Source organism: Streptomyces sp. NPDC046881 (assembly GCF_040645015.1).
Lineage (GTDB): Bacteria > Actinomycetota > Actinomycetes > Streptomycetales > Streptomycetaceae > Streptomyces.
The window spans coordinates 1-22208 of sequence record NZ_JBEYXJ010000129.1; the positions used below are offsets into that span (position 1 = coordinate 1).

General features: G+C 72.5%; 23 protein-coding genes and 1 tRNA gene. 9 read left to right on the forward strand and 15 right to left on the reverse strand.

All coding sequences use genetic code 11. The features are described 5' to 3' along the window. Positions 1–108: 108 nt before the first annotated feature. A complete protein-coding gene (locus ABZ923_RS36305; protein WP_361480960.1) occupies positions 109–318 on the reverse strand; it encodes a hypothetical protein in 210 nt (69 codons plus the stop codon). Positions 319–411: 93 nt separating this feature from the next. Between ABZ923_RS36305 and ABZ923_RS36310 the strand changes: the two genes are divergently transcribed. Continuing rightward, entirely contained in the window at positions 412–1374 is a 963-nt protein-coding gene (locus tag ABZ923_RS36310; RefSeq protein ID WP_361480962.1) for a helix-turn-helix domain-containing protein, read from the forward strand. Between the two features lie 19 nt (positions 1375–1393). On the opposite strand, the gene ABZ923_RS36315 is transcribed toward ABZ923_RS36310, so the two are convergent. The 10 genes from ABZ923_RS36315 to ABZ923_RS36360 all read right to left on the reverse strand — a co-directional run bounded on the left by ABZ923_RS36315 (position 1394) and on the right by ABZ923_RS36360 (position 11388). Continuing rightward, entirely contained in the window at positions 1394–2773 is a 1380-nt protein-coding gene (locus tag ABZ923_RS36315) for a cytochrome P450 (RefSeq protein WP_361480965.1), read from the reverse strand. Next, positions 2770–3855: an epi-isozizaene synthase gene (gene cyc1 / locus ABZ923_RS36320; RefSeq protein WP_361480968.1), complete on the reverse strand. Its 1086-nt coding sequence runs from the start codon at positions 3853–3855 to the stop codon at positions 2770–2772. The genes ABZ923_RS36315 and cyc1 overlap by 4 nt, the downstream gene beginning before the upstream one ends. A gap of 290 nt (positions 3856–4145) precedes the next feature. Continuing rightward, a complete protein-coding gene (def, locus tag ABZ923_RS36325) occupies positions 4146–4796 on the reverse strand; it encodes a peptide deformylase (RefSeq protein WP_361480971.1) in 651 nt (216 codons plus the stop codon). Between the two features lie 64 nt (positions 4797–4860). Then, positions 4861–5841 carry a hypothetical protein gene (locus tag ABZ923_RS36330; RefSeq protein ID WP_189302209.1) on the reverse strand — a complete coding sequence of 327 codons (981 nt, stop codon included), beginning with the start codon at positions 5839–5841 and terminating at the stop codon, positions 4861–4863. Positions 5842–5940: 99 nt separating this feature from the next. Beyond that, entirely contained in the window at positions 5941–7224 is a 1284-nt protein-coding gene (locus ABZ923_RS36335) for a metal-dependent phosphohydrolase (RefSeq protein ID WP_361480974.1), read from the reverse strand. Beyond that, the gene (locus ABZ923_RS36340) at positions 7221–8528 is read right to left on the reverse strand and encodes an HD-GYP domain-containing protein (RefSeq protein WP_361480977.1); all 1308 of its coding nucleotides are present in this window, start codon (positions 8526–8528) and stop codon (positions 7221–7223) included. The genes ABZ923_RS36335 and ABZ923_RS36340 overlap by 4 nt, the downstream gene beginning before the upstream one ends. A 153-nt stretch (positions 8529–8681) precedes the next feature. Next, on the reverse strand, positions 8682–8993 hold the full coding sequence (rsrA, locus tag ABZ923_RS36345) for a mycothiol system anti-sigma-R factor (RefSeq protein WP_361480980.1): 312 nt from the start codon (positions 8991–8993) through the stop codon (positions 8682–8684). Then, positions 8990–9685, reverse strand: coding sequence for an RNA polymerase sigma factor SigR (gene sigR / locus ABZ923_RS36350; RefSeq protein ID WP_358644046.1), 696 nt, complete (start codon positions 9683–9685; stop codon positions 8990–8992). Before sigR ends, rsrA begins: the two co-directional genes overlap by 4 nt. 256 nt (positions 9686–9941) lie before the next feature. After that, on the reverse strand, positions 9942–10571 hold the full coding sequence (locus ABZ923_RS36355; protein WP_361480983.1) for an alpha/beta family hydrolase: 630 nt from the start codon (positions 10569–10571) through the stop codon (positions 9942–9944). A 1-nt stretch (position 10572) separates the two neighbouring features. After that, complete coding sequence (locus ABZ923_RS36360; RefSeq protein ID WP_361480986.1) at positions 10573–11388, reverse strand: SOS response-associated peptidase; 816 nt, start codon at positions 11386–11388, stop codon at positions 10573–10575. Positions 11389–11438: 50 nt separating this feature from the next. Between ABZ923_RS36360 and ABZ923_RS36365 the strand changes: the two genes are divergently transcribed. The 5 genes from ABZ923_RS36365 to ABZ923_RS36385 all read left to right on the forward strand — a co-directional run bounded on the left by ABZ923_RS36365 (position 11439) and on the right by ABZ923_RS36385 (position 15602). Continuing rightward, a complete protein-coding gene (locus ABZ923_RS36365; protein WP_361480988.1) occupies positions 11439–12161 on the forward strand; it encodes a M50 family metallopeptidase in 723 nt (240 codons plus the stop codon). Between the two features lie 28 nt (positions 12162–12189). Beyond that, entirely contained in the window at positions 12190–13506 is a 1317-nt protein-coding gene (gene aroA / locus ABZ923_RS36370; protein ID WP_361480990.1) for a 3-phosphoshikimate 1-carboxyvinyltransferase, read from the forward strand. Positions 13507–13517: 11 nt separating this feature from the next. Then, positions 13518–14528 (forward strand): ribosome small subunit-dependent GTPase A, encoded by a 1011-nt coding sequence (gene rsgA / locus ABZ923_RS36375; protein WP_361480993.1) that lies wholly within the window; start codon positions 13518–13520, stop codon positions 14526–14528. An 85-nt stretch (positions 14529–14613) separates the two neighbouring features. Beyond that, the gene (locus ABZ923_RS36380) at positions 14614–14937 is read left to right on the forward strand and encodes a multidrug efflux SMR transporter (protein ID WP_030787784.1); all 324 of its coding nucleotides are present in this window, start codon (positions 14614–14616) and stop codon (positions 14935–14937) included. A gap of 125 nt (positions 14938–15062) precedes the next feature. Then, a complete protein-coding gene (locus ABZ923_RS36385) occupies positions 15063–15602 on the forward strand; it encodes a hypothetical protein (RefSeq protein WP_361480996.1) in 540 nt (179 codons plus the stop codon). Positions 15603–15609: 7 nt separating this feature from the next. Here the strand turns inward: ABZ923_RS36385 and ABZ923_RS36390 are convergent, their stop codons facing one another. Beyond that, positions 15610–16215: a TetR/AcrR family transcriptional regulator gene (locus ABZ923_RS36390; protein ID WP_361480999.1), complete on the reverse strand. Its 606-nt coding sequence runs from the start codon at positions 16213–16215 to the stop codon at positions 15610–15612. 158 nt (positions 16216–16373) lie between these two features. On the opposite strand from ABZ923_RS36390, the gene hisN reads away from it, so the two are divergent. Further along, on the forward strand, positions 16374–17174 hold the full coding sequence (gene hisN, locus ABZ923_RS36395) for a histidinol-phosphatase (protein ID WP_361481001.1): 801 nt from the start codon (positions 16374–16376) through the stop codon (positions 17172–17174). 142 nt (positions 17175–17316) lie between these two features. Then, complete coding sequence (locus ABZ923_RS36400) at positions 17317–17712, forward strand: CBS domain-containing protein (RefSeq protein ID WP_361481004.1); 396 nt, start codon at positions 17317–17319, stop codon at positions 17710–17712. Between the two features lie 79 nt (positions 17713–17791). On the opposite strand, the gene ABZ923_RS36405 is transcribed toward ABZ923_RS36400, so the two are convergent. Next, the gene (locus tag ABZ923_RS36405) at positions 17792–19246 is read right to left on the reverse strand and encodes a catalase (RefSeq protein WP_361481007.1); all 1455 of its coding nucleotides are present in this window, start codon (positions 19244–19246) and stop codon (positions 17792–17794) included. 145 nt (positions 19247–19391) lie between these two features. On the opposite strand from ABZ923_RS36405, the gene ABZ923_RS36410 reads away from it, so the two are divergent. Then, entirely contained in the window at positions 19392–19808 is a 417-nt protein-coding gene (locus tag ABZ923_RS36410; RefSeq protein ID WP_361481010.1) for a Fur family transcriptional regulator, read from the forward strand. 180 nt (positions 19809–19988) lie between these two features. Here ABZ923_RS36410 and ABZ923_RS36415 read toward each other — a convergent pair. Beyond that, a tRNA-Met gene (locus ABZ923_RS36415) sits at positions 19989–20062 on the reverse strand. 59 nt (positions 20063–20121) lie between these two features. Beyond that, positions 20122–21936, reverse strand: a complete 1815-nt coding sequence (locus ABZ923_RS36420; protein ID WP_361481013.1) for a tetratricopeptide repeat protein — start codon at positions 21934–21936, stop codon at positions 20122–20124. Positions 21937–22208: the final 272 nt, after the last annotated feature.

Below are 22208 nucleotides of genomic sequence, written 5' to 3' on the forward strand. Positions count from 1 at the left end.
ACTTCCTCCGCGCCCGCGGCCCCCGTCAGCCCGCGCCCCCCCGGCGTTTCTCACCGCCCGGGGCGCTCGGGGGGGGCCCCGTCCGCTGTGCCGGGAGCACCAGGGCTGTCAGGCGGGGCGGGCCGCACCGTGGCGCCTCCTGCGGGGCCGGGCCTCCGGCGCCGGCGCGGTGTGCGCCCCCGGCTGCCGGGCCTGCCTGAGCTGCCGGTCGATGCGCCTGTCGCGCAGGACTCCGAGCGCGGAGGGCAGGACCAGGAGGACCAGGATCCCGAGGGTGGCGAGCATTCCGATCAGGCCTTCGATCTGGTTTCCGTTCATGGACACCACTGTCGCGCCGGATGCTCCTTACCGGCAGTGGCAGGACTGCCGTAGACCCTCGAATTACTGCCACCGGCGAGGCACACTGGCAGCATGCTGAAGAACGTGGCCGCCGTGCTGCTGGACGGGGTGCACCCCTTCGAGCTGGGTGTCGTGTGCGAGGTGTTCGGCATCGACCGCAGCGACGACGGGCTGCCCGTGTACGACTTCGCCGTGGTCTCGGCGGAGGGGCCCGAGCTGGGCACGCACTGCGGGTTCACCGTGTCCACGCCCTACGGCCTGGAGCGGCTGGAGGAGGCCGACCTGATCGCCGTACCGGCCGGTGAGACCTATGCGGAGCGCGAGTATCCGCCGGAGCTGCTGGCGGCGCTGCGGCGGGCCGTGGACCGCGGCTCGCGGGTGCTGAGCGTCTGCTCCGGGGTGTTCGTGCTGGCCGCGGCCGGCCTGCTGGACGGGCGCCGGTGCGCGGTGCACTGGCACCATGCCGAGCAGCTCTCCCGGCGCTTCCCCCGGCTCACGGTCGAACCCGACGTGCTGTACGTGGACGAGGATCCCGTGATCACCTCCGCCGGCACCGCCGCCGGGATCGACGCCTGCCTGCACCTCGTGCGCAAGGAGCAGGGCCCGGAGGTGGCCAACAAGATCGCCCGCCGGATGGTGGTGCCGCCGCACCGGGACGGCGGGCAGGCGCAGTTCATCGAACGGCCGCTGCCGAAGGCACCCTGCGACACGGTCGGGGAGGTGCTGGCCTGGATGGAGGCCCACCTCGACCAGGAGGTCACGGTCGAGCAGCTCGCCGCCCGCGCCCACATGGCGCCGCGCACCTTCGCGCGGCGCTTCCAGCAGGAGACGGGAACCACCCCCTACCGCTGGATCCTGCGCCAACGGGTGCTGCTGGCACAGGAGTTGCTGGAGGGAACGGACGAGACGATGGACGCCATCGCCTGGCGCACCGGGTTCGGTACGGCCGCGGCGCTGCGCCACCAGTTCCTCCGGGCGCTGGGCACGACCCCGAACGCCTACCGACGCGCGTTCCGGGGCCCGCAGGCCGCCTGAGCGCGCGCCGGCACCGGGCCTACCAGGGGATCGCCCGCAGGAGCAGGTTCTGCGGGCGGAGCGTGATGCCCACGCGGGTGGTGTCGTCGGACCCGCCGGCCTGCTCGAAGCGGTACTTCGCCGAGACCGCCGCGGTGATCAGGCTGAGCTGGGTCATGGAGAAGTGGTCGCTGGGGCACTTGCGGTTGCCCACGCTGAACGGGCTCATGGCGTACTTCGGCACGTCCTTGGCCCGCTCGGGCAGCCAGCGGTCGGGGTCGAAGTCGAGATGACGGGCGTAGGAGCGGCCGTCGCGCTGGATGGCGTACGGGCTGTAGACGATGTCCGCCCCGGCCGGTATGCGATAGCCGCCGAGTGCGGTGTCGGTCACCGCGCGTCGCGTCAATATCCATACGGCGGGCCTGAGCCGCATGGCCTCGACGACGACATTGTTGGTGTGCGTGAGTGAGCGGACGTGCTCGAATCCGACGGGTCGGCCACCGGTCACGGATTCGACCTCGGTCCGTACCTTCTCGGCGTGTTCCGGGTGTTCCGCGAGGACCTGCAACAGCCACATGATCGTGGACGCCACTGTTTCGCTGCCGGGGGTGAGTATCGCGACGACCTGATCGTGGATCTCCTGTTCCCCGATGGGGTCGCCATTGTCGTCCTTCGCCTCCAGCAATGCCGTCAGCAAATCGTCCGGCTTTTGACCAGATGCCCTCCGCTCGGCGACGATCTCGTCGACCAGCAGATGCAAATCGGCCAGCGCCCGGTTGAATTCGCGGTTGGCCGGGAACGGCAGCCGGTAGAGCGGTCCGAGCGGGATCACCATCCTGCGGTACATACCGCGGAAGACGGTGGCGAGGTCGAGGCTGAGCCGTTCCGCGCGCTCGTCCATGTACTCGCCGCGCAGCAGGCAGCGGGCGGCGATGCGGACGGCGACCCGGAAGGACTCGGAGGTGCAGTCGACGGTCTCGCCGGGCCGCCAGCGCTCGGTCAGCGCGTGCGCCTCCTCCTCCATCACCGGGCCGTAGTGGGGCAGGGCGTCGAGCCGGAACGCGGGCTGGATGGTGCGCCGCTGCCGGCGGTGCCGGGGGCCGTTCGCGGTGGCCACGCCCTCCTTGCCGAGCAGGCCCTCCAGGGACTCCCACAGCGGGCCGTCGATCTTGAAGTCGGGGCTGAGGGCCAGGGCTCCGGTGAGGTCCGGCGTGGTGACGGCGTACACCGTCTTCGGGCCGAGCTTCAGGCGTACGACGTCTCCGTGGTCGCGCAGCCCGGACATGAAGGCGAGCGGGTCGCGGACCAGTTTCAGGCCGTGGCCGAGGACCGGTACGGCCCCTCCGGCCAGCGGTGGTTCGCGCAGTTCGGGCCGCTCCGGGGTGGCGGGGGTCCGGGGACTCACCGACTCGACGGTCATTTCTCACCTGCCGTTTCGTTCGTGACGTACGGGGGCGTGGAGCGGTCGTCCCAGCTGTCGACCATGTAGCGGCCGGACTCGTGGTGGAACCAGTAGACGGAGCTGAACCAGTTGCGCATGGCGCCGACACAGGACCGGACGGCGGCGCTCAGTTCCTTGCCGCGGACCGTTCCGTCGTCGAGGTCGCGGGCGAATGCCAGGGCTTTCCGTTCGGCGACGAGGAATTCGCTGATGCATTCCTCGACCCGCCGCCTGACCTCGTCCACCGCTTCTTCGAGGGTCAGCCCCGCATGAGTGATGAGGCTGATTCCGAGATTGTGCACCTCGTCGCCCGCTATTTCTTTCGGCAGCGAGCAGAGGTCGTTGTACCAGGCGGCGAATTCCTGACTGAGGAGTGCCGCCCTGCGGTACGCCGGATTTCTCCGTACGGTGTCCGGCAGTTCACATCCGGCACTGGGTTCGAGCAGGTCCGTCCATATCCAGTGCGCGAAGGTGAGGCGGCGCAGGGCGAGGTACTCCTCGACGCCGGGTATGTGTCCCCGGGTGCGGTTGCGGAATTCCCGGTCGTAGGCCTCGATCACCGCGTGGAAATGCCGGGCGAACCGCTGGTTCCAGCTGCGCGACAGGAAGCCGTACAGCCGCAGCACGCTGTCCGCGAAGCCCGCCACCAGCGGGTCGGGGTGGTGCAGGTGGTGCCTGGGTGCGTCGAGAGCCGCGTGCAGCCGGTACCGCAGCCGCCGCCAGTCGCCCGCCCGGCCGTGCACGATGTCGCGGTCGTGGCGGTCGTCCCAGACGAAGAACCAGGCGCTGTAGTCGGCTATGGCCTGCAGGACCTCGTCGGAGGCGTCGGTGTAGTAGCCCGCCATGAGGTCGGTGTAGCACAGTCCGTCGGCATATTCCTGCACCTTGGCCGACGGCATGAGCCGTTTTTCCAGGAGCCAGGCGCGTGTCTTCTCCTGGAGTCTTGGCCAATACGGATGCAGTTGCCGGGGAAAGGCGGACTCGATCACCGGGAGCGCCAGCGAGGGTGGGACTACGACCGCCGTCGGCGTCGCTGTGGTGCTGTGTGGGAAAGCTTGCACAGAACAAACCCCTCTCAGCCGCCAGGAAGCGCACACCCCTCCTGTTGTGCCGGGCGTGCGCCGTTGCGTATCCCCGCACTTCCATTCAGCACCACAACTGACCGCTGTGGGAACGGATTTGCTTCACTCACTACCCCACGGTGCCGAGAATCCCCCCTGCGTGACTGATTAAGGATCACTAGGGGCCCGTAAGGGATCGCTTGTACGACGCACGTTCGAGCGAACCGCGGCAGCACGAAGGCGCCCGGCCAGGATGATCCCGGCCGGGCGCCCCGAGTGCGCGGTGCCGGTCAGTCGTTGGCGACGACGGGGTAGCGTGGCTCGTTCTCGGCCATCTGCCGCAGGGCGTCCTTGCGGTCCCGCTTCGACAGCCGGTCGATGTACAGGTAGCCGTAGAGGTGGTCGGTCTCGTGCTGCAAACAGCGCGCGAAGTAGCCGGTGCCGCGGACCCTGATCGGGTTGCCCTGCTCGTCCTGCCCGGTCACCTCGGCGTAGTCCGGGCGCGGGAGCGACGCGTAGGCCGTGGGGACGGACAGGCAGCCCTCGTTGCTGTCGTCGAGCCGGCGCCGCTCGGCGGGCAGGTCGACCAGCTTGGGGTTGCACACCACGCCGACGTGCCGGACGCCCTCGTCGTCCTGGCAGTCGTAGACGAAGACCTTCAGGTCGACACCGATCTGGTTGGCGGCCAGGCCCACGCCCTCGGCGGTGCGCTGGCTGGCGAACATGTCGGCGACCAGCTGGTGCAGCTCCTCGCCGAAGTCGGTGACGTCCTTGCACTCCTTGTGCAGCACCGGGTTGCCGACGACCGTGATCGGCCGCGAGGTGCCGCGCTCGCGCCAGGCCTGCTCGCGCTCCTCGCAGTCCTCCGTGTCGACGACATAGCCCTCGTCGTCGACGGGGAGCACGCCCGCGTGCTGCTGATCGGTGTCCTGCTGCGCCATGACCGACGTACGCCTTCCTCAAAGAACCGGGGGAGATGTTGCTGATACAGGGTACGGCGCCTGCTCAGCAGACCTCTTCCAGATCGCGCCAGTCCCGCGAGTCCGGGCTGTCCGCGACCCACCCGTCCAGCAGCCCCCGGACCAGCGAAGCCGGCGCGGCCACCCCGCACTCCCGCTCCGGCACCCACAGCTGCCCGTCCGTCCGGTGTCCCAGCGGCCCGGGGTGCCCCGGCTCGCTGTGGTCGTGCGGGTCGAGGTGGACGCCCTCGCCCTCGTCCGACGGCATCCGCGACTCGCTGCACATCCGGCACAGCAACCGCACCGAGGACGACCAGTCCTCCGCGGCGAACCCCGCGTCGGCGGCCAGCTGCTCCAGCGCGTCCCGGTCGGCCTCGGTGGCCGCCTCCAGCAGCACCACCCAGGTGGGCACGGGCGACGGCGCCCACAGCTCGATCTCGTCGAAGACCGGGTAGGAGTGCCCGGTGGAGGTGGTGCGCTCGCCGTGCGGGACGCCGTCGTGCAGCACGACCTCGCCCCAGCGCCGCCCGGACGAGGGAAGCGGGATGGAGAGCACCTCCAGCCGGGCCGGGTCCAGCCGGCGGCCCCAGACCACCTCGGCCTCGCCCTCCGGGGAGAGCCGTACGGCCGCGCTGCCCAGCTCCATGCCGACGGGCTCCGCGGCGGCAGCGGAGCCCCCGGGCACCTTCAGTCCGTACGCCTGCCAGGCGCGGCGGGCCAGCGGCCAGTCCTGCAGGGCGGTCGCGGCGATCCCGACGTTCCACCAGTCGGGCGCCCCGGTCTCCCGGTCGAGCAGGGCGACCGCGCGCAGTCCGGCCGCGCGGGCCTGCTCCCAGTCGTGCCGGAACTTGTGCAGCAGGGCCAGGTTGAACCAGGACTCCGACAGCCAGGGTTCCAGGTCGGCGGCGCGTGTCAGCAGCTCGCCCGCGTCCTCGTACCGGCCGTCGCCGATGAGTGTGAACGCCCGGTCGGTGGCCTGCCGCCAGGAGGCGGAGGGCCGGTGCCGTCCCTTGCCGAAGATCCTCACGATTCCCGCCTGCCAGTTCCATTTCCCGCTGTGGGCTGGCTTGTGCCCCCGGACACCCTCTCCCTCGCATCCAACCACGTGCGGCGGGAAAGGCGCTCATTACCCATGGGTTACCCAGCCTGGCACGGGGTCAGACAGTCCCGTTCTCCGCACCGGCACCCGCTCACGGCTGCCCGGGGGCCGGGCCAGCACCCGGGCGAGCGACTCCACCACCTCGGGAGAGTAGTCCCCGGCGGTGCCGAGGCGCAGCTCCTCCAGCGCGCGCAGGGGGCCCTCGGGACCGGCGTCCCGGGTCATCTCGTCGTAGGCGTTGACGGCCCGGACGATCCGGGCGGCGAGCGGCTGCTCCCGGCAGGGGTCGGCCTGCCGCTCCACCACGACGGCGACGGCCGCGTCCACGCCGGTCTGCCGGACGACGGCCCCGCCGAGCAGCGCGATGCGCCGCTGCTCCGCGGCGGGCAGGTCCGCGGTGGCGCCGCCGGGGACCGGGTCGACCAGGCTGAGCTGGCCGATGTCGTGCATCAGGGCCGCGTACTCCAGGACGGTCAGTTCGGGGCCGGTCAGGCCGAGGTCCCGGCCGACGGCCTGGCTGAGCGCGGCGACGCGGTGGGCGTGCCCGGCGGGGGTGCAGCCGGCGATCTCGGTGGCGCGGGCGAGGGAGGCGATGGTCTGCCGGTAGGTGGCGCGGACGGCCGTGTACCGGCGCAGGGACAGCTGGACGAGCAGCATGGGCAGGCTGAACACGGGCAGCGCCCACAGGCCGACGACGGCGACCGCCAGTGCCATGACCGCGCCGGTCGCGCAGACGGTGGAGCCGATGCCGAGCAGCCCGCGCAGTTCCTCGCGCAGCAGCGGGCCGAACGGCCAGCGGGTGCGGCTGTGGGCGAGCGCGGCGGCCAGGACGGCACCGCACAGCGAGGTGAGGGCGAGCAGGGTCAGCAGCAGGAGGGCGTAGGCGGGTCCGCCCCAGGAGGCGAAGACGCCCTGGCTGTAGAGGGGTTGGAAGCAGACGGCGGCGAAGCCGACGGTGAGCAGGCGGCGGGCCAGGTGGTCGACGGTGGGGCTGGCGCCGGACCAGATGTGCGGGACGGCGCCGAGCACGGTGGCGACGAGGACGACGGTGACGACCTGTGCGGCGTCCTGGTGGCCGGGCCGCCCGGCGTCGGCGCCCAGCAGGGCGTACGCCAGGGAACCGGCGGCACCGAGGGGCGCGGCCTGCCGCCGGGCCTGCGCGTCGCTCCACCGGGTCAGCTCGCCGACGGTTATGAGCACCCCGAAGGCGAGCGCGACCCCCCGGTCGTCGAGGCCGGTCCACAGGGTGACGGCGAGGGAGGCGGCCGCGACGAGGGCGGCGGCGCCGTGGATGAGCCGCAGGGGGGTCATCGGGGCACCCCGGTGCCGGCGGCCCGCTCGGCCGGCGGGCCGTCGTGGGCCGGTTCGTCGGCGGTGACCGCCGGGTGCCAGCCGGAGCGGGCCAGGGCACGGACGAGCGCGCCGACCATGCGGGGGTCGAAGTGCTTGCCGGCGCAGCGCTCCAGTTCGGCGACGGCGGCCTCGACCGGGCGGGCCCGGCTGTAGCAGCGGGTGGAGGTCATGGCGTCGAAGGCGTCCGCGACGGCGACGATCCGGGCGCACTCGGGGATCCGGTCGCCGGCCAGGCCGTACGGGTAGCCGCTGCCGTCGAGCCGTTCGTGGTGGTGGAGGATGGCCGCGCGGGCCTCGCCGAGGAAGGAGATGCCGCGGACCATCTCGTGGCCGTACTCGGGGTGCAGCTCGATGATCCGCCGTTCCTCCGGGGTGAGCGGCCCGTTCTTGCGCAGCAGCCGGGTGGGGACGCCCAGCTTGCCGACGTCGTGCAGGATGCCGGCGAAGCGCAGCACCTCGACGCGTTCGTCGTCCATGCCGAGTTCTCGGGCGATCAGGACGGAGGCGTGTCCGACGCGCTCGCTGTGGCCGCGGGTGTAGCCGTCCTTGATGTCGACGGCCTGGACGAGGGCGCGGATGGTGGCCTGGTGGGCCGCGCGTTCGCGGTGGTACTGGGCGAACACCCACCAGGAGACGCACATCGGCAGCAGCACGAGCAGCGCGGCGACCGGGCCGTACGGGCTGCGCCACAGCACGGCCATCATCAGTCCGGCGAGTCCGTGCACCGCGACGGGCGCGAGGGAGCGGGTCAGCAGCCCGCGCCAGGCCCGGCGCGGCGGCACCAGGCCGACCGCCGCGCGCAGTCCGCCGTCGAGCGCGGTGAGCACCAGGCAGAAGGCGAGCACGGCCGCGCCGGCGGGCAGCAGGGCGTGCGGGAAGTCGGAGCCGGCGACGGTGTCCCGGCCGCCGAGCGAGCCGTGCACCCGGGCGGCGGCCCACACGGCGAGCGCGGGCTGCGCGGCCCGCCACACCCGGCGGGGCAGGGCGGGTCGGTGCTCGACCGGGGAGAGCAGCCCCGCGGGCACCGGGACGAGCGCGGCGGCGGCCGGGGGCAGCAGGAACGCGCCGGCGAGCAGGACGGGGTAGAAGGTGCCGCCGAAGCGGCGGCGCACGGCGTGCTCGCAGGCCGCGCAGAGCGCGGCGAGCAGGCCCAGCGCCCACCACGGGGTGGGCGCGGCCGGCAGGGGCAGCAGGCAGAGGACGGCCAGGAGGGCGACGGCGGCCACATAGCCGCGTGCCCTCGCCGGTACCGCACCGTCCATTCACGCCCTCCCCGATCGCCGACCGTGTCCGTCCAGGCTCGGAGCGTAGGACGGGATCGGGGGGTTCGGGGCTTATGACCTGAGGATTAGCACGTTCGGGTGATACGCCCCTTCCGTGCCCCTTCTGTGCCTCTTCGGCCGGGACCGGGCGGGTCAGGACTCCTGCGGTGCCGCCGGGGCCTTGGTCACGTCGTGCTCCGGCACGGCCTGCCCGGAGCGGATCAGGTCGATCCTTCCCATGACCTTGGCCCGCAGGTCGGCGGGCACGTCGTCATGGCCGCAGCACCGCTTCACCAGCTTCTTCACGGCCTGCTCCAGGCCGTACTTCTCCAGGCACGGCGAGCATTCCTCGAAGTGGTGCTGGAACTTGTCGCGGTCGACGGCCGGCATCTCACTGTCGAGGAACTCGTACAGGTGATCGAGGACCTCACTGCAGTCCGTCTCGTGCGGCTCTCCGCAGCTCATGAGCCCGAGCCTTTCGCTTCGTTCGACTCTCCGGCGCCGGCCGGGACCAGACCCCGCTCACGGGCGTAGTCCTCCAGCATCCCGCGCAGTTGACGACGGCCCCGGTGCAGCCGGGACATCACCGTACCGATGGGTGTCCCCATGATGTCCGCGATCTCCTTGTACGCAAAGCCCTCTACGTCCGCGAGGTAGACGGCGATGCGGAACTCCTCGGGGATCGCCTGCAGCGCTTCCTTCACGTCCGAGTCGGGCAGGTGGTCGAGCGCCTGCGACTCGGCGGAGCGCAGACCCGTCGACATGTGCGACTCGGCGCGGGCCAGCTGCCAGTCCTCGATCTCCTCCGCGGCGGAGCGCTGGGGCTCACGCTGCTTCTTGCGGTAGGAGTTGATGAAGGTGTTGGTGAGGATCCGGTACAGCCACGCCTTGAGGTTGGTGCCCTCGCGGAACTGGTGGAAGGACGCGTACGCCTTGGCGTACGTCTCCTGCACCAGGTCCTCGGCGTCGGCCGGGTTGCGCGTCATGCGCAGGGCGGCCGAGTACATCTGGTCGAGGAATTCGAGCGCGTCCCGTTCGAAGCGCGCGCTGCGCTCCGCGGTCGTCTCGTCGGACGCGTCCGCGCTGACGCCCTGGCCCTCGGGCAGCTCCGCCTGGCCGTTGTCGGTCCCTGCGTCGGTCCCAGTGACCGGACCCACCTCCTCAAGATCCCGGGCGGGACCGAAACCGGCCCCACTCGTTTCGGAGGATAGAACACGACCCGTGCCTGCCGCCCCTCGAATAGGTGCGGTCTTCGCCGCGTGCAGCACCGTCCAGTCCAGGTCAGCGCTACGCGTACGGCTCGGGCATATGGTCGAACCCATGCGGCGGACTTCCTCTCCCACGACGTCGGTGCCGAGGCCTCAGGCACTTTCTGTCGGCCACAACAGCGCGCCGCCGCCCGGCATTCCCGCGTCACCGCAGTGACACGACCCACTCCCGCACCCCGCCGGTGACGATCTCCAGCGCCCGCTCCTGGGTGAGCGGCGCGCGCTTGGGCACCGCGAAGCCGTGATCGCCGTACGGCACCTCGACCAGTCCGAAGTCGCCCCGTGGGAACTCCGCCGGCCTGCCGAAGGGGTCGTTCCCGCCCTGCACGACCAGCGTGGGCACCCCGGCGCCCAGCAGTTCCTCGGCCCGGGACCTCTCCGGCCTGCCCGGCGGGTGCAGCGGGAAGCTCAGGGCGAGCACGGCGTGCGCGCCCAGCTCGGCCGCCGTGCGGCAGGCGACCCGGGCGCCCGCGCTGCGGCCACCGGAGACCACCGGCAGGCCCGGCTCGGTGAGCGCCGGCCACACCCCGCGCCACCCGGTGTCCAGGGTCTTCGGCGCGGGCGCGACCTTCTTGCCGGCCACCCGCCAGGGCTGCTCGACGAGGGCGACGGTGACGCCGTGCGCGGGCAGCTCGGCGGCGAGGGCCTGCAGGTCGCGGGCCTCGATGCCGCCGCCCGCGCCGTGGCCGAGGGCCAGCACCAGCCGTGCCCCGTGCGCCCTGTGCCAGGTGATCCGGGCGTCCCCGGCGTCCGTACCGACCGTCTGTGTAGTCACGTCAGAAGAGTGTGCCCTCTTCCGGTGCCTCCAGTTCCTTCAGCAGCTCCGGGCCGTTGTTGCGGACGTTGCTGACGGCGGTGGAGACCGGGTAGGCGCGCATCAGGCCGGCCGGCGGCGGGGCGAGCAGCTCGCGCAGGGCGTCGGGGTCGGTGCGGGAGGGGTCGAGCCAGGCGTCCCAGCGGTCCGGGGTGAGCATGAGCGGCATCCGGGGGTGGATGTCGGCGAGGGAGCGCGGGCCCTCGGCGGGGGCGACGGCCAGCGGGGTCTGCTCCGCCTCCGTGGTGATCACCGAGCAGGTGGCCCACCAGGCCCGCGGGTGGTCGTCGGGCAGGGTCCGGTCGCGCCAGAACTCGTACAGCCCGGCCATCGCGAACACCGAGCCGTCGGCGGGCAGCACGAAGTACGGCTGCTTGCGCGGCCGCTTCTTCCTGCCCTCCACCTCCAGTTCGCGCTCCTGGCTGCCGGTGACCCACTCGTAGTAGCCGTCGGCCGGCACGATGCAGCGGCGGGCGGCGAAGGCGCGCCGGTAGGCGGGCTTCTCGTGCACGGTCTCCGCGCGGGCGTTGATCATCCGGGCGCCGCCCTCGGGGGTCTTGGCCCAGGACGGGACCAGGCCCCACTTCAGCCTGCGCAGCTGACGAACCGGACGCGGGGAGTCCGCGTCTTTCAGGGGGCGGTCCAGGACGGCGTAGACCTCCTTGGTCGGCGCCACGTTGTAGTCGGGCTCCAGGCTCTCCTCGGGCTCCCACTTCTCGATCTCAAAGACTCCTGCGAGATCCTCGGGCCTACGACTCGATGCATACCGTCCGCACATACGTGCAACACTGCCAGATTCCGCCCAGCGAAACGGAGCCACCAGCAGATATGGACCGCCTCGCCGCCACCGCGCTGCCCGGCCTCTGGGACCGGCTCACCGGCACCCAGCCCGATCCCGACCTGTGGGTGGTGCTGGCCACCCTGGCCGCGGCGCTCGCCGTGGTCCTCCCGCACCCGGTGTGGCGGATATCCCGCAACGCGGTCACCATCGCGCACGAAGGCGGCCACGGTCTGATCGCCCTGCTCACCGGGCGGCAGCTCACCGGCATCCGGCTGCACTCCGACACCAGCGGGCTCACCCTGAGCCGGGGCAAGCCGTACGGGCTCGGCATGATCCTGACGGCCGCCGCCGGGTACACCGCCCCCTCGCTGCTGGGTCTCGGCGGGGCCGCGCTGCTGGCCACCGGGCGCATCACCCTGCTGCTGTGGGCGGCCACCGCCCTGCTGGTGGCGATGCTGGTGATGATCCGCAACGCGTACGGCGTGCTGACCGTGGTCCTGGCGGGCGGGGCGTTCCTGCTGGTGTCCTGGCTGGCGGGGCCGCAGGTGCAGGCCGCGTTCGCGTACGCGGTGGTGTGGTTCCTGCTGTTCGGCGGGGTACGGCCGCCGTTCGAGCTGCAGGCCAAGCGGTCCCGGGGCGGAGCCGGGGACTCGGACGCGGACCAGCTGTCCCGGCTGACGCACGTACCGGCGGGCCTGTGGCTGTTCCTGTTCCACGCGGTGTCCCTGTGCTCGCTGATCGGCGGAGGTCGCTGGCTGCTGGAAGGTTGAGACCGGGCCCTCCTTATAAAGTGGCCCCATGGCCCCGAACACCTCCTCCACCGCCCTCTGGCCCGCCCCGCACGCGAGCGGAGCCGTCGACGCGACGGTCCACGTGCCGGGGTCCAAGTCGGTCACCAACCGCGCCCTGGTCCTGGCCGCCCTGGCCTCCGAGCCCGGCTGGCTGCGCCGCCCGCTGCGGTCCCGGGACACCCTGCTGATGGCCGGGGCCCTCAGGGCCCTGGGCGTCGAGATCGAGGAGGGGGTCGGCCCGGACGGCACCGGCGAGGCCTGGCGGGTGCTGCCCACGGGGCTGCGCGGCCCGGCCACGGTCGACGTCGGCAACGCGGGCACGGTGATGCGGTTCCTGCCGCCGGTGGCCGCGCTGGCCGACGGTCCCATCCGGTTCGACGGGGACCCGCGGTCGTACGAGCGGCCGCTCAACGGGGTGATCGACGCGCTGCGGGTGCTCGGCGCCCGGATCGACGACGACGGCCGGGGCGCGCTGCCGCTGACCGTGCACGGCGGCGGGGCCCTGGACGGCGGCCCGGTGTCGGTCGACGCCTCCTCCTCGTCCCAGTTCGTCTCCGCGCTGCTGCTGTCCGGCCCGCGCTTCAACCAGGGGGTGGAGGTCCGGCACACCGGGGCCACGCTGCCCTCGATGCCGCACATCCGGATGACGGTGGACATGCTGCGCGCGGTCGGCGCCCAGGTGGACACCCCGGAGTCGGGCGGCGAGCCGAACGTGTGGCGGGTGACGCCGGGCGCGCTGCTCGGCCGGGACCTGACGATCGAGCCGGACCTGTCCAACGCGCAGCCCTTCCTGGCGGCGGCCCTGGTCACCGGCGGCAGGGTGCTGATCCCGGACTGGCCGGCCCGCACCACCCAGCCGGGTGACCGGCTGCGGGAGATCTTCACCGAGATGGGCGGTTCCTGCGAACTGACCGAGTACGGGCTGGAGTTCAGCGGTTCCGGGACGATCCACGGCATCGACGTGGACCTGGGCGACGTGGGCGAGCTGACCCCGGGGATCGCGGCGGTGGCCGCGCTCGCCGACTCGCCGTCGACCCTGCGGGGCGTGGCCCACCTGCGGCTGCACGAGACGGACCGGCTGGCCGCGCTCACCAAGGAGATCAACGAGCTGGGCGGTGACGTCACGGAAACGGCCGACGGCCTGCACATCCGCCCGCGCCCGCTGCACGCCGGGGTCTTCCACACCTACGAGGACCACCGCATGGCGACCGCCGGCGCGGTGATCGGCCTGGCCGTGCCGGGCGTGCGGATCGAGAACGTGGCGACGACGGCGAAGACCCTGCCGGACTTCCCCGAGCTGTGGACCGGGATGCTCGGGCAGTAGGGACTTGAGTCATGCGCCGTTACGGCAAGCACACCGACGAGGACGACATCCGCAGCCGTCCCAACCGCAAGGGCAACCGGCCGCGGACGAACATCCGGCCCAAGCACGAGGACGCGGCCGAGGGCATGGTCCTCACCGTCGACCGGGGGCGGCTGACCTGCCTCGTGGAGGACCGGGCCGTCATGGCGATGAAGGCCCGTGAGCTGGGCCGCAAGGCGGCCGTGGTGGGCGACCGGGTGGCCCTGGTCGGTGACCTGTCCGGCAAGAAGGACACGCTCGCGCGGATCGTCCGCATCACGGAGCGGACGTCGGTGCTGCGCCGTACCGCCGACGACGACGATCCCTACGAGCGGGTGGTCGTCGCCAACGCCGACCAGCTGGCGATCGTGACGGCCCTGGCCGATCCGGAGCCGCGGCCCCGGCTGATCGACCGCTGCCTGGTCGCGGCCTACGACGGCGGCCTGGAGCCGCTGCTGGTGCTGACCAAGTCGGACCTGGCCCCGCCGGACAAACTGCTGGAGCTGTACGGCGACCTGGACATCCCCTACGTCGTCACCAGCCGGGAGGAGCTGGAGAGCGGCGGCGCGGCGGACCGGGTGCGCGAGCACCTGGCCGGCAAGATCACCGCGTTCGTGGGGCACTCCGGCGTCGGCAAGACGACGCTGGTCAACGCGCTGGTGCCGCAGGAGCGCCGACGTCTGACGGGTCATGTGAACGCGGTGACGGGCCGCGGCCGGCACACCACCACCTCGGCCCTGGCGCTGCCGCTGGCCGGCGCGGACGGCTGGGTCGTCGACACCCCGGGCGTCCGCTCCTTCGGTCTCGCGCACATCGATCCGGCGCGGGTGATCCACGCCTTCCCGGACCTCGAAGCGGGCACCGAGGGCTGCCCGCGCGCGTGCAGCCACGACGAGCCGGACTGCGCGCTCGACGCGTGGGTCGAGGAGGGCCACGCGGACCCGGCGCGGCTGTACTCGCTGCGCCGGCTGCTGGCCACCCGGGACCGCAAGGAAGGCGACTGAGGCTGGCGTTGTTTGGGGTGCGGCTGGTTCGGTAAGTGCATAATCGCACCGAGCCGGAGATCCGGACCCAACGGGAGGACCGCACATGGCGTGGCTGCTGGTCATAGTGGCCGGGATTCTGGAGACCGGTTTCGCCGTGTGCCTGAAGCTCTCGCACGGGTTCACGCGCCTGTGGCCGACGATCGCCTTCGCGTCGTTCGCACTCGGCAGCTTCGGTCTGCTCACCCTCTCCCTGAAGAAACTCGACGTCGGCCCCGCCTACGCCGTGTGGACCGGCATCGGCGCGGCGGGCACCGCGATCTACGGCATGGTCTTCCTCGGCGACCTGGTCTCCACCCTGAAGATCGTCTCCATCAGCCTGGTCATCGTCGGGGTGATCGGACTCCAGCTGTCGGGGTCGGCGCACTAGGGGGCGGGGACATGGGGGGCACGGACCCTTCCCCGGGGAGCACGGGGATTACGGGGAGTACGGGGAGTGCGGATCCCTCCCGGCACCACGACCCGGGCCACTGGCTGGTCCAGTACACCGGCCGTGTGCTGGTGGTGTGCCCGGACTGCGGCGGCCGCGCGCTGGTCGCACCCCGGCCGGATCTGCCCCCGCCGCGCTACTTCAGCGAGCTGCTGTTCCTGCCCCGCCGGCTGACCTGCGCGGGCTGCGGTGCCATCGGCCGCTGGACGGCGGACCTGCGCGGCCGGGGACTGGTCGCGGCCCAGCCGGGTGGCACCGAGGACCCCTTCTTCCGGCGGCCCCTGTGGCTCCAGACCCGGTGCCTCGGCCGGGTGCCGTGGGCCTGCAACGAGGAGCACCTCGAAGCGCTGGCCGCCTACACCGGTGCCGCGTTGCGCGAGCGGGGCGCCGCGCGTCCGACGATGGCGATGTTCGCGCGGCTGCCCCGGTGGATGAAGGAGTCCGGCCACCGCGCCGAGGCGCTCGCCGGCCTGGACCGGCTGCGGGACCTGGCCCGGCGTTCCGCGCCCGCCGACCGCTCCGACGCCGCGCACGAACGCGGGGACCGGCCCCGGCACTACGGGGCCCTGTACTTCCGGGGCGGCCCCTACGAGGACGGCGCCTGAGGCAGCCTCACACCAGGTCCCGCGGCAGCACCGCGCGCACCAGTTCCTCCATCCCGCCCTGGCCCGGCGGTGCCGCCACGCAGGACAGGGCGAGGCGGACGACGAGTTCGCAGGAGCGCAGCAGCTCCGCGGTGTCGGCCGGGGCGGCGCCGGGACCGGCCAGCGCGGTCGCCGCGCGGTCCCGCACGATCCGCACGAAGTCCCGGGGCGCCGGCAGCGGCCCGTCCGCCCGGCGCTGCGCGGGCACCGGCGAGGTGGAGGGGACGGCGGTGAGCGGCGGGCTCGGCAGCCACTCGGTCCAGCAGCCGGTGAGTATCGCCCGGACCAGCGCGTTGTCCCGGGCGGCGGCGGCCGTCCACTCGGCGGTGGCGGTCAGCCGGGCGCGCGCCTCGGCGGAGCCGGCCAGGGCCCGCTCGACACCGGCGAGGTACTCGTCGGCCTCCCGCCGCACCAGCGCCCGGGCCAGGCCGTCCTTGCTGCCGAACTCGTTGTACAGGGTCTGCCGGGACACGCCCGCCGACAGGGCCACGTCGACCATCCGCACCGCCGACCACGGCCGGCGCGTCAGCGCCGTGTAGGCGGCGTCCAACAGCGATTCCCGGGCAGCAGGCATCCGCGCCTCCCTGGACCACGGCCACATTGCGCCCAGATTTGACGCCCTTGTATGCACTGTCAAGGGTTCGCGGGGAAGTACGGGGGTGTGTTCGGCCGCGGCCGTGTCACCGAGGCCCCTGTGGCCCCGTACCGGCCGCGGCAGATACCGTTCGTTGCATGCCCGACTACCTGGACGACCTCCGCCTCGCCCACGTCCTCGCGGACGCGGCCGACGCCGCCACCACGGCCCGCTTCAAGGCTCTCGACCTGAAGGTGGAGACGAAGCCGGACATGACCCCGGTGAGCGAGGCGGACAAGGCGGCGGAGGAACTGATCCGCGGCCAGCTGCAGCGCGCCCGCCCCCGGGACGCCGTCCTCGGCGAGGAGTACGGCATCGAGGGCACCGGCCCCCGCCGCTGGGTGGTCGACCCGATCGACGGCACCAAGAACTACGTCCGCGGCGTGCCCGTGTGGGCGACGCTGATCTCCCTGATGGAGGCGGGCGAGGGCGGCTACGAGCCCGTCGTCGGCCTCGTCTCCGCCCCCGCCCTCGGCCGCCGCTGGTGGGCCGCGAAGGGCCACGGTGCCTTCACCGGCCGCAACCTGACCTCCGCGACCCGTATCCACGCCTCCCGCGTCGGCACGCTCGCGGACGCCTCCTTCGCGTACTCCTCGCTGTCCGGCTGGGAGGAGCAGGGCCGCCTGGACGGCTTCCTGGACCTCACCCGCCAGGTGTGGCGCACGCGCGCGTACGGCGACTTCTGGCCGTACATGATGGTCGCCGAGGGATCCGTCGACATCTGCGCGGAGCCCGAGCTGTCCCTGTGGGACATGGCCGCGAACGCGATCATCGTGACGGAGGCGGGCGGCACCTTCACCGGCCTCGACGGCCGCCCGGGCCCGCACAGCGGCAACGCGGCGGCGTCCAACGGCCTGCTGCACGACGAGTTGCTGAGGTATCTCGACCAGCGCCGGTGAGGGGAGAAGCCCGCACACGCCCTCAACTCGCGCCGCGCTCCCCCTTGTTGACCCTCCCTTTACCTGGCACTCTGAGCCCACCCCCACTTGTGAATTTGTGAATCCGTGAACCAAACACGGGTTCCAAGGAGGTGGCCCATCCATGCTCGTCCGTGACGCCATGAGCTCGGTGATCCTCACCCTCGGCCCCGCCCACACCCTGCGCCAGGCAGCAGCCCTGATGTCCGCCCGCCGCGTCGGCGCGGCCGTGGTCCTCGACCCGGACGCCGGCGGCATCGGCATCCTCACCGAACGCGACATCCTCAACTCCGTCGGCCGCGGCCAGAACCCGGACACGGAACGCACCCACGCCCACACCACCACCGACGTCGTCTTCGCCGCCGCGACCTGGACCCTGGAGGAGGCGGCCCGCGCCATGGCGCACGGCGGCTTCCGCCACCTGGTCGTCCTCGACCGCGGCGACGTCGCCGGGATCGTCTCGGTCCGCGACATCATCCGCAGCTGGGTCCCGGCCCGCGAGCCCGCCCCCGTCCCATGAACGCACGGAGCGGGCCGGCCCCCAGAGCACCGTGGGGTCCGGCCCGCCCGGCCGCGAGGGCGGCCGGCTCAGCCGCGCATCAGCCGCGCAGCGCCCGCACCGCTGCCTCCAGCCGCTTGCCGAAGTCGGCGTCGGCGCTCGCGAAGTTGCCGATCGCGCGCTCGACGATGTCCTCGCGGGACACCTGGGAGATCGCCCCCGCCAGGTTGGCGACGAGCCGCTCCTGCTCCTCCTGCGACATCAGCCGGTAGAGGTTGCCCGCCTGCACGAAGTCGTCGTCCTCGGCGTGCACGGGCGTCGGGTGGTTGCCGGTGCCGCCGGCGAAGCCGTCGAACGGCTGCCACAGCGGACGGCCGGTCTGCTGCGGCCCGCCGAAGCTGTTCGGCTCGTAGTTCTTCGCACCGCCGTGCCGGCCGTCGTAGAGGAAGCCGTCCCGGGAGTTGGTGCGCGCCTCGGTGGCGTGCGGGCGATTCACCGGCAGGTGGTCGGCGTTGATGCCGACGCGGTAGCGGTGCGCGTCGCCGTACGCGAAGAGCCGGCCCTGGAGCATCTTGTCGGGGGACGGGCCGATGCCGGGCACGAAGTGCGCCGGGGAGAAGATCGACTGCTCGACCTCGGCGAAGATGTTCCGCGGGTTGCGGTTCAGCTCCAGCTTGCCGATCTCGATGACCGGGTAGTCCGCGTGCGGCCACACCTTGGTCAGGTCGAACGGGTTGAAGCGGTACGTCGCCGCGTCCGCCGCCGGCATGATCTGCACGCCCACGGTCCAGCTCGGGAACTCGCCGCGCTCGATCGCCTCGCGCAGGTCGCGCTGGTGGGAGTCGGGGTCCTTGCCCGCGAGGACGTCGGCCTCCTCGGCGGTGAGGTTCCTGATCCCCTGGTCGGTCTTGAAGTGGTACTTGACCCAGAAGACCTCTCCGGCCGCGTTGTTCCACTGGTAGGTGTGCGAGCCGAAGCCGTCCATGTGCCGGTAGGACGCCGGGATGCCGCGGTCGCCGAACAGCCAGGTCACCTGGTGGGTCGACTCCGGCGACAGCGACCAGAAGTCCCAGACGTTGTCGGCCTCCGTGGAGCCGGTGTACGGGTCGCGCTTCTGGGTGTGGATGAAGTCCGGGAACTTGATCGCGTCCCGGATGAAGAAGACCGGGGTGTTGTTGCCGACGAGGTCGTAGTTGCCCTCCTCGGTGTAGAACTTCACGGCGAAACCGCGCGGGTCGCGGACGGCGTCCGCCGCGCCGAGGTTGCCGGCCACGGTCGAGAAGCGCAGGAAGACCTCGGTCTGCTTGCCGGCCTCGGAGAGGAAGGCCGCGCGCGTGTACGGGGTGACGTCGGCGGTGACGGTGAAGGTGCCGTACGCGCCGGCGCCACGGGCGTGCACCACGCGCTCCGGGATCCGCTCCCGGTTGAAGTGGGCCAGCTTCTCCAGCAGCAGCTGGTCCTGGACCAGGACCGGCCCGCCGACGCCCGCCGTCTCGCTGTTCTGGTTGTCGGCGACCGGAGCCCCGGCCTCCGTGGTGAGCGGTCCCTGCGTCACGTGCGCCTCCTGCGTCATCACTGACTAGTCCTGTCCTGTGGCCAAAGCCGTTCTCGATCCTACAATGGACTTTGTCTAAGTCAAACGTTTATCCAAAGTCACACCTGTTCCCGATCTGGTGACCCTTCCTGTTAGGCTGGTGGCCATGAGCGACCTTCTGGAACGGCTGCGTGGACGCGGATGGCGGATGACCGCGCAGCGGCGCGTGGTGGCCGAGGTCCTGAACGGCGAGCACGTCCACCTGACGGCGGACGAGGTCCATGCACGGGCCGTCGCGAAGCTGCCCGAGATCTCCCGGGCGACCGTCTACAACACCCTGGGCGAGCTGGTCTCGCTCGGCGAGGTGCTGGAAGTCACCACGGACAAGCGCGCCAAGCGGTACGACCCGAACGCGCACCGCCCGCACCACCACCTGGTGTGCGCCCGGTGCGGCGCGATCCGCGACGTCCACCCCACCGGCAACCCCCTCGCCGACCTCCCCGACACCGAGCGCTTCGGCTTCACGGTCTCGGACGTCGAGGTGACGTACCGGGGGCTGTGCCCGAACTGCGCGAGCGCGTAGCACCCCGCTTCCCCGGAGCCCCGGCGATCGCCGGGGCTCTTCGCGTGCCCGCAGGCTCTTCGCGTGCCCGCAGGCTCTTCTCGCGCCCGCAGGCTCCTCGCGTGGACGCGGACCCTTCCCGTGCACGCACAAAAACCGAGGGCCGGAACCCATTTCTGGATTCCGGCCCTCGGCCTTCAGTAGCGGGGACAGGATTTGAACCTGCGACCTCTGGGTTATGAGCCCAGCGAGCTACCGAGCTGCTCCACCCCGCGTCGGTGAACACGACACTACGTGACTCCGGCGCCGGGATGCAAATCGCTTCCCCGGCGGCTCACGCTGAGAGCTCTTCCCGCAGCGCGTCCCGCAGCCGCCCGGCCCGCTCGGCCACCTCCGGCGGCCCCAGCGCCACCGCGCGGTCGGCCCACCGCTGCCCCTCGGCCAGCTCGCCGCGACGCGCGTAGACAAGGGCCAGCCGCAACGCCGCCCGCCCGTGCCCGGCGTCCGCGGCGCGGGTCCACCACACCGCCGCCTCCGGCTCGCTGCCCTCGCGGGCGAGCAGCAGCCCCAGGTTGAAGGCGCCGTTGCGCGAGCCGGCCTCGGCCGCCGCCCGGTACCACCGCGCCGCCTCCACCACGTCACCCCGGGCCGCCGCGAGCATGCCGACCCGGACCTGCGCCCGCCGGTGCCCCTGCGAGGCGGCACGCTCGTACCACTCCTCGCACTCGGTCTTCTCCTGCACGGTCTCGCCCAGCTCGTGCGCGGGCTCCGGAGGCCGGCGCGCGTCGAGCAGGGCGGCCAGCCGGTATGCGCCCTCCGCGCTGCCGCTGCCCGCCGCGCAGCGCAGATGCCGCTCGGCCTCCTGCTCGTCGCCCTCGCGCAGCCGGGCGATGCCGACCTGCAGCGCCGCCTCGGCGTGTCCGGCGGCGGCCGCCCGCTCGTACCAGCGCAGCGCCGCCTCGTCCTCGCCGCGCCCGGCGTAGAGGATGCCGAGGTTGAAGGCGGCGTCCACGCTGCCGGCCTCGGCGGCCTTGGAGAACCACGGCTCGGCCCCGGTCGTGTCGCCGCCCTGGAGCAGCAGGATGGCCAGCGCGTTCGCGGCCTCGCGGTGCCCGGCGTAGGCGGCCCGCCGGTACCACTGCTCGGCCTGGGCGGTCCGGCCCTGCTCGGCGCAGAGCAGCCCGAGGTTGTAGGCGCCGTTGTCGTCGCCGGCGTCCAGCGCGGCCCGGTACCAGCGTTCGGCGGTCTGGGTCTCGCCGCGCTCGGCATGCAGGGCGCCCAGCGCGTTGGCCGCGTTGCCGTCGCCCTCCTGGGCGGCGCGCAGCCACCACACGGCCGCGCTCTCGGCGTCCCCGGCGTCGCGCAGCAGGAAGCCCAGTGCGCAGGCGGCCCGCGGCTCGCCGTCCTTGGCGGAGGTCAGGTACCAGCGGCCGGCCTCCTTCAGCTCGCCGCGCCGCTCCAGGATCGCCCCCAGGTGCAGCGCGGCCCGCCGGTGGCCGCGCGCGGCGGCCTGCCGGTACCACTGCTCGGCCTCCGCGACAGCGTTGTCGGTCGCGGCCTCCTCCCCCGGCCCGGCCGTGCGGTCCAGGGCGCGCGCCAGCCGGTAGGCGGCCTCGCGGTGCCCGCGCTCGGCGGCGGCCCGCATCCAGTGCTCGGCGCCGACGTCCCCGCGGTGCTCCAGCAGGTCGGCGAGCGCGTAGGCGCCCAGGACGTGGCCCTGCTCGGCGGACTGGCGCAGCCAGTACTCGGCGGCCGGCTCGTCCCCGCGCTCGCGGTGGTGGCGGCCCAGCGCGTGCGCGGCGGCGGCGGAACCGGCCACGGCGGCGATCCGCCACCAGCCGGCCGCCTCCTCGGGATAACCGCGCTGGTGCAGCAGGACCCCCAGGTTGTTGGCGGCGGCCCGGTCACCGGCCGCGGTGGCCGCGCGCAGGTGCGGTTCGGCTCCGTCGAGGTCGCCGCGGCGCAGCAGCATGGCCCCGAGCACGCTGGCCGCCTCGGCGTCGCCGCTCTGCGCGGCGAGCGCGAGGCGCGTCTCCTCCTCGGCGGCCTCCCCCAGGTCCACCATCTCGTCGCGGGCCGGCTCCGTACCGAAAGGCTGCACAAATCGCCCTGTCTCGAACAGAGTTGCCTTGTCCCCCATAACGTCCATCGTCGCACCACCTGCAACCTGGGTACACCCGGTATACCGCAGCCCGTGAGGTCACTTCAGCGTTTTGTCGACATGCCCACAGGGAGACAAGTCAAACACACACCCACCCAACTACCCACTGCGGCGCGGCCGTCCCTCCCCCCAGTACATGAGTTCGCACACCACGAAGGCCCGGATCCTTTTCTGGATACGGGCCTTAGACATAAGTATCGGGGACCGGATTTTAAACAGAGACCTCTGGGTTATTTTCCCCGCGAGATAACGAGCTGCTC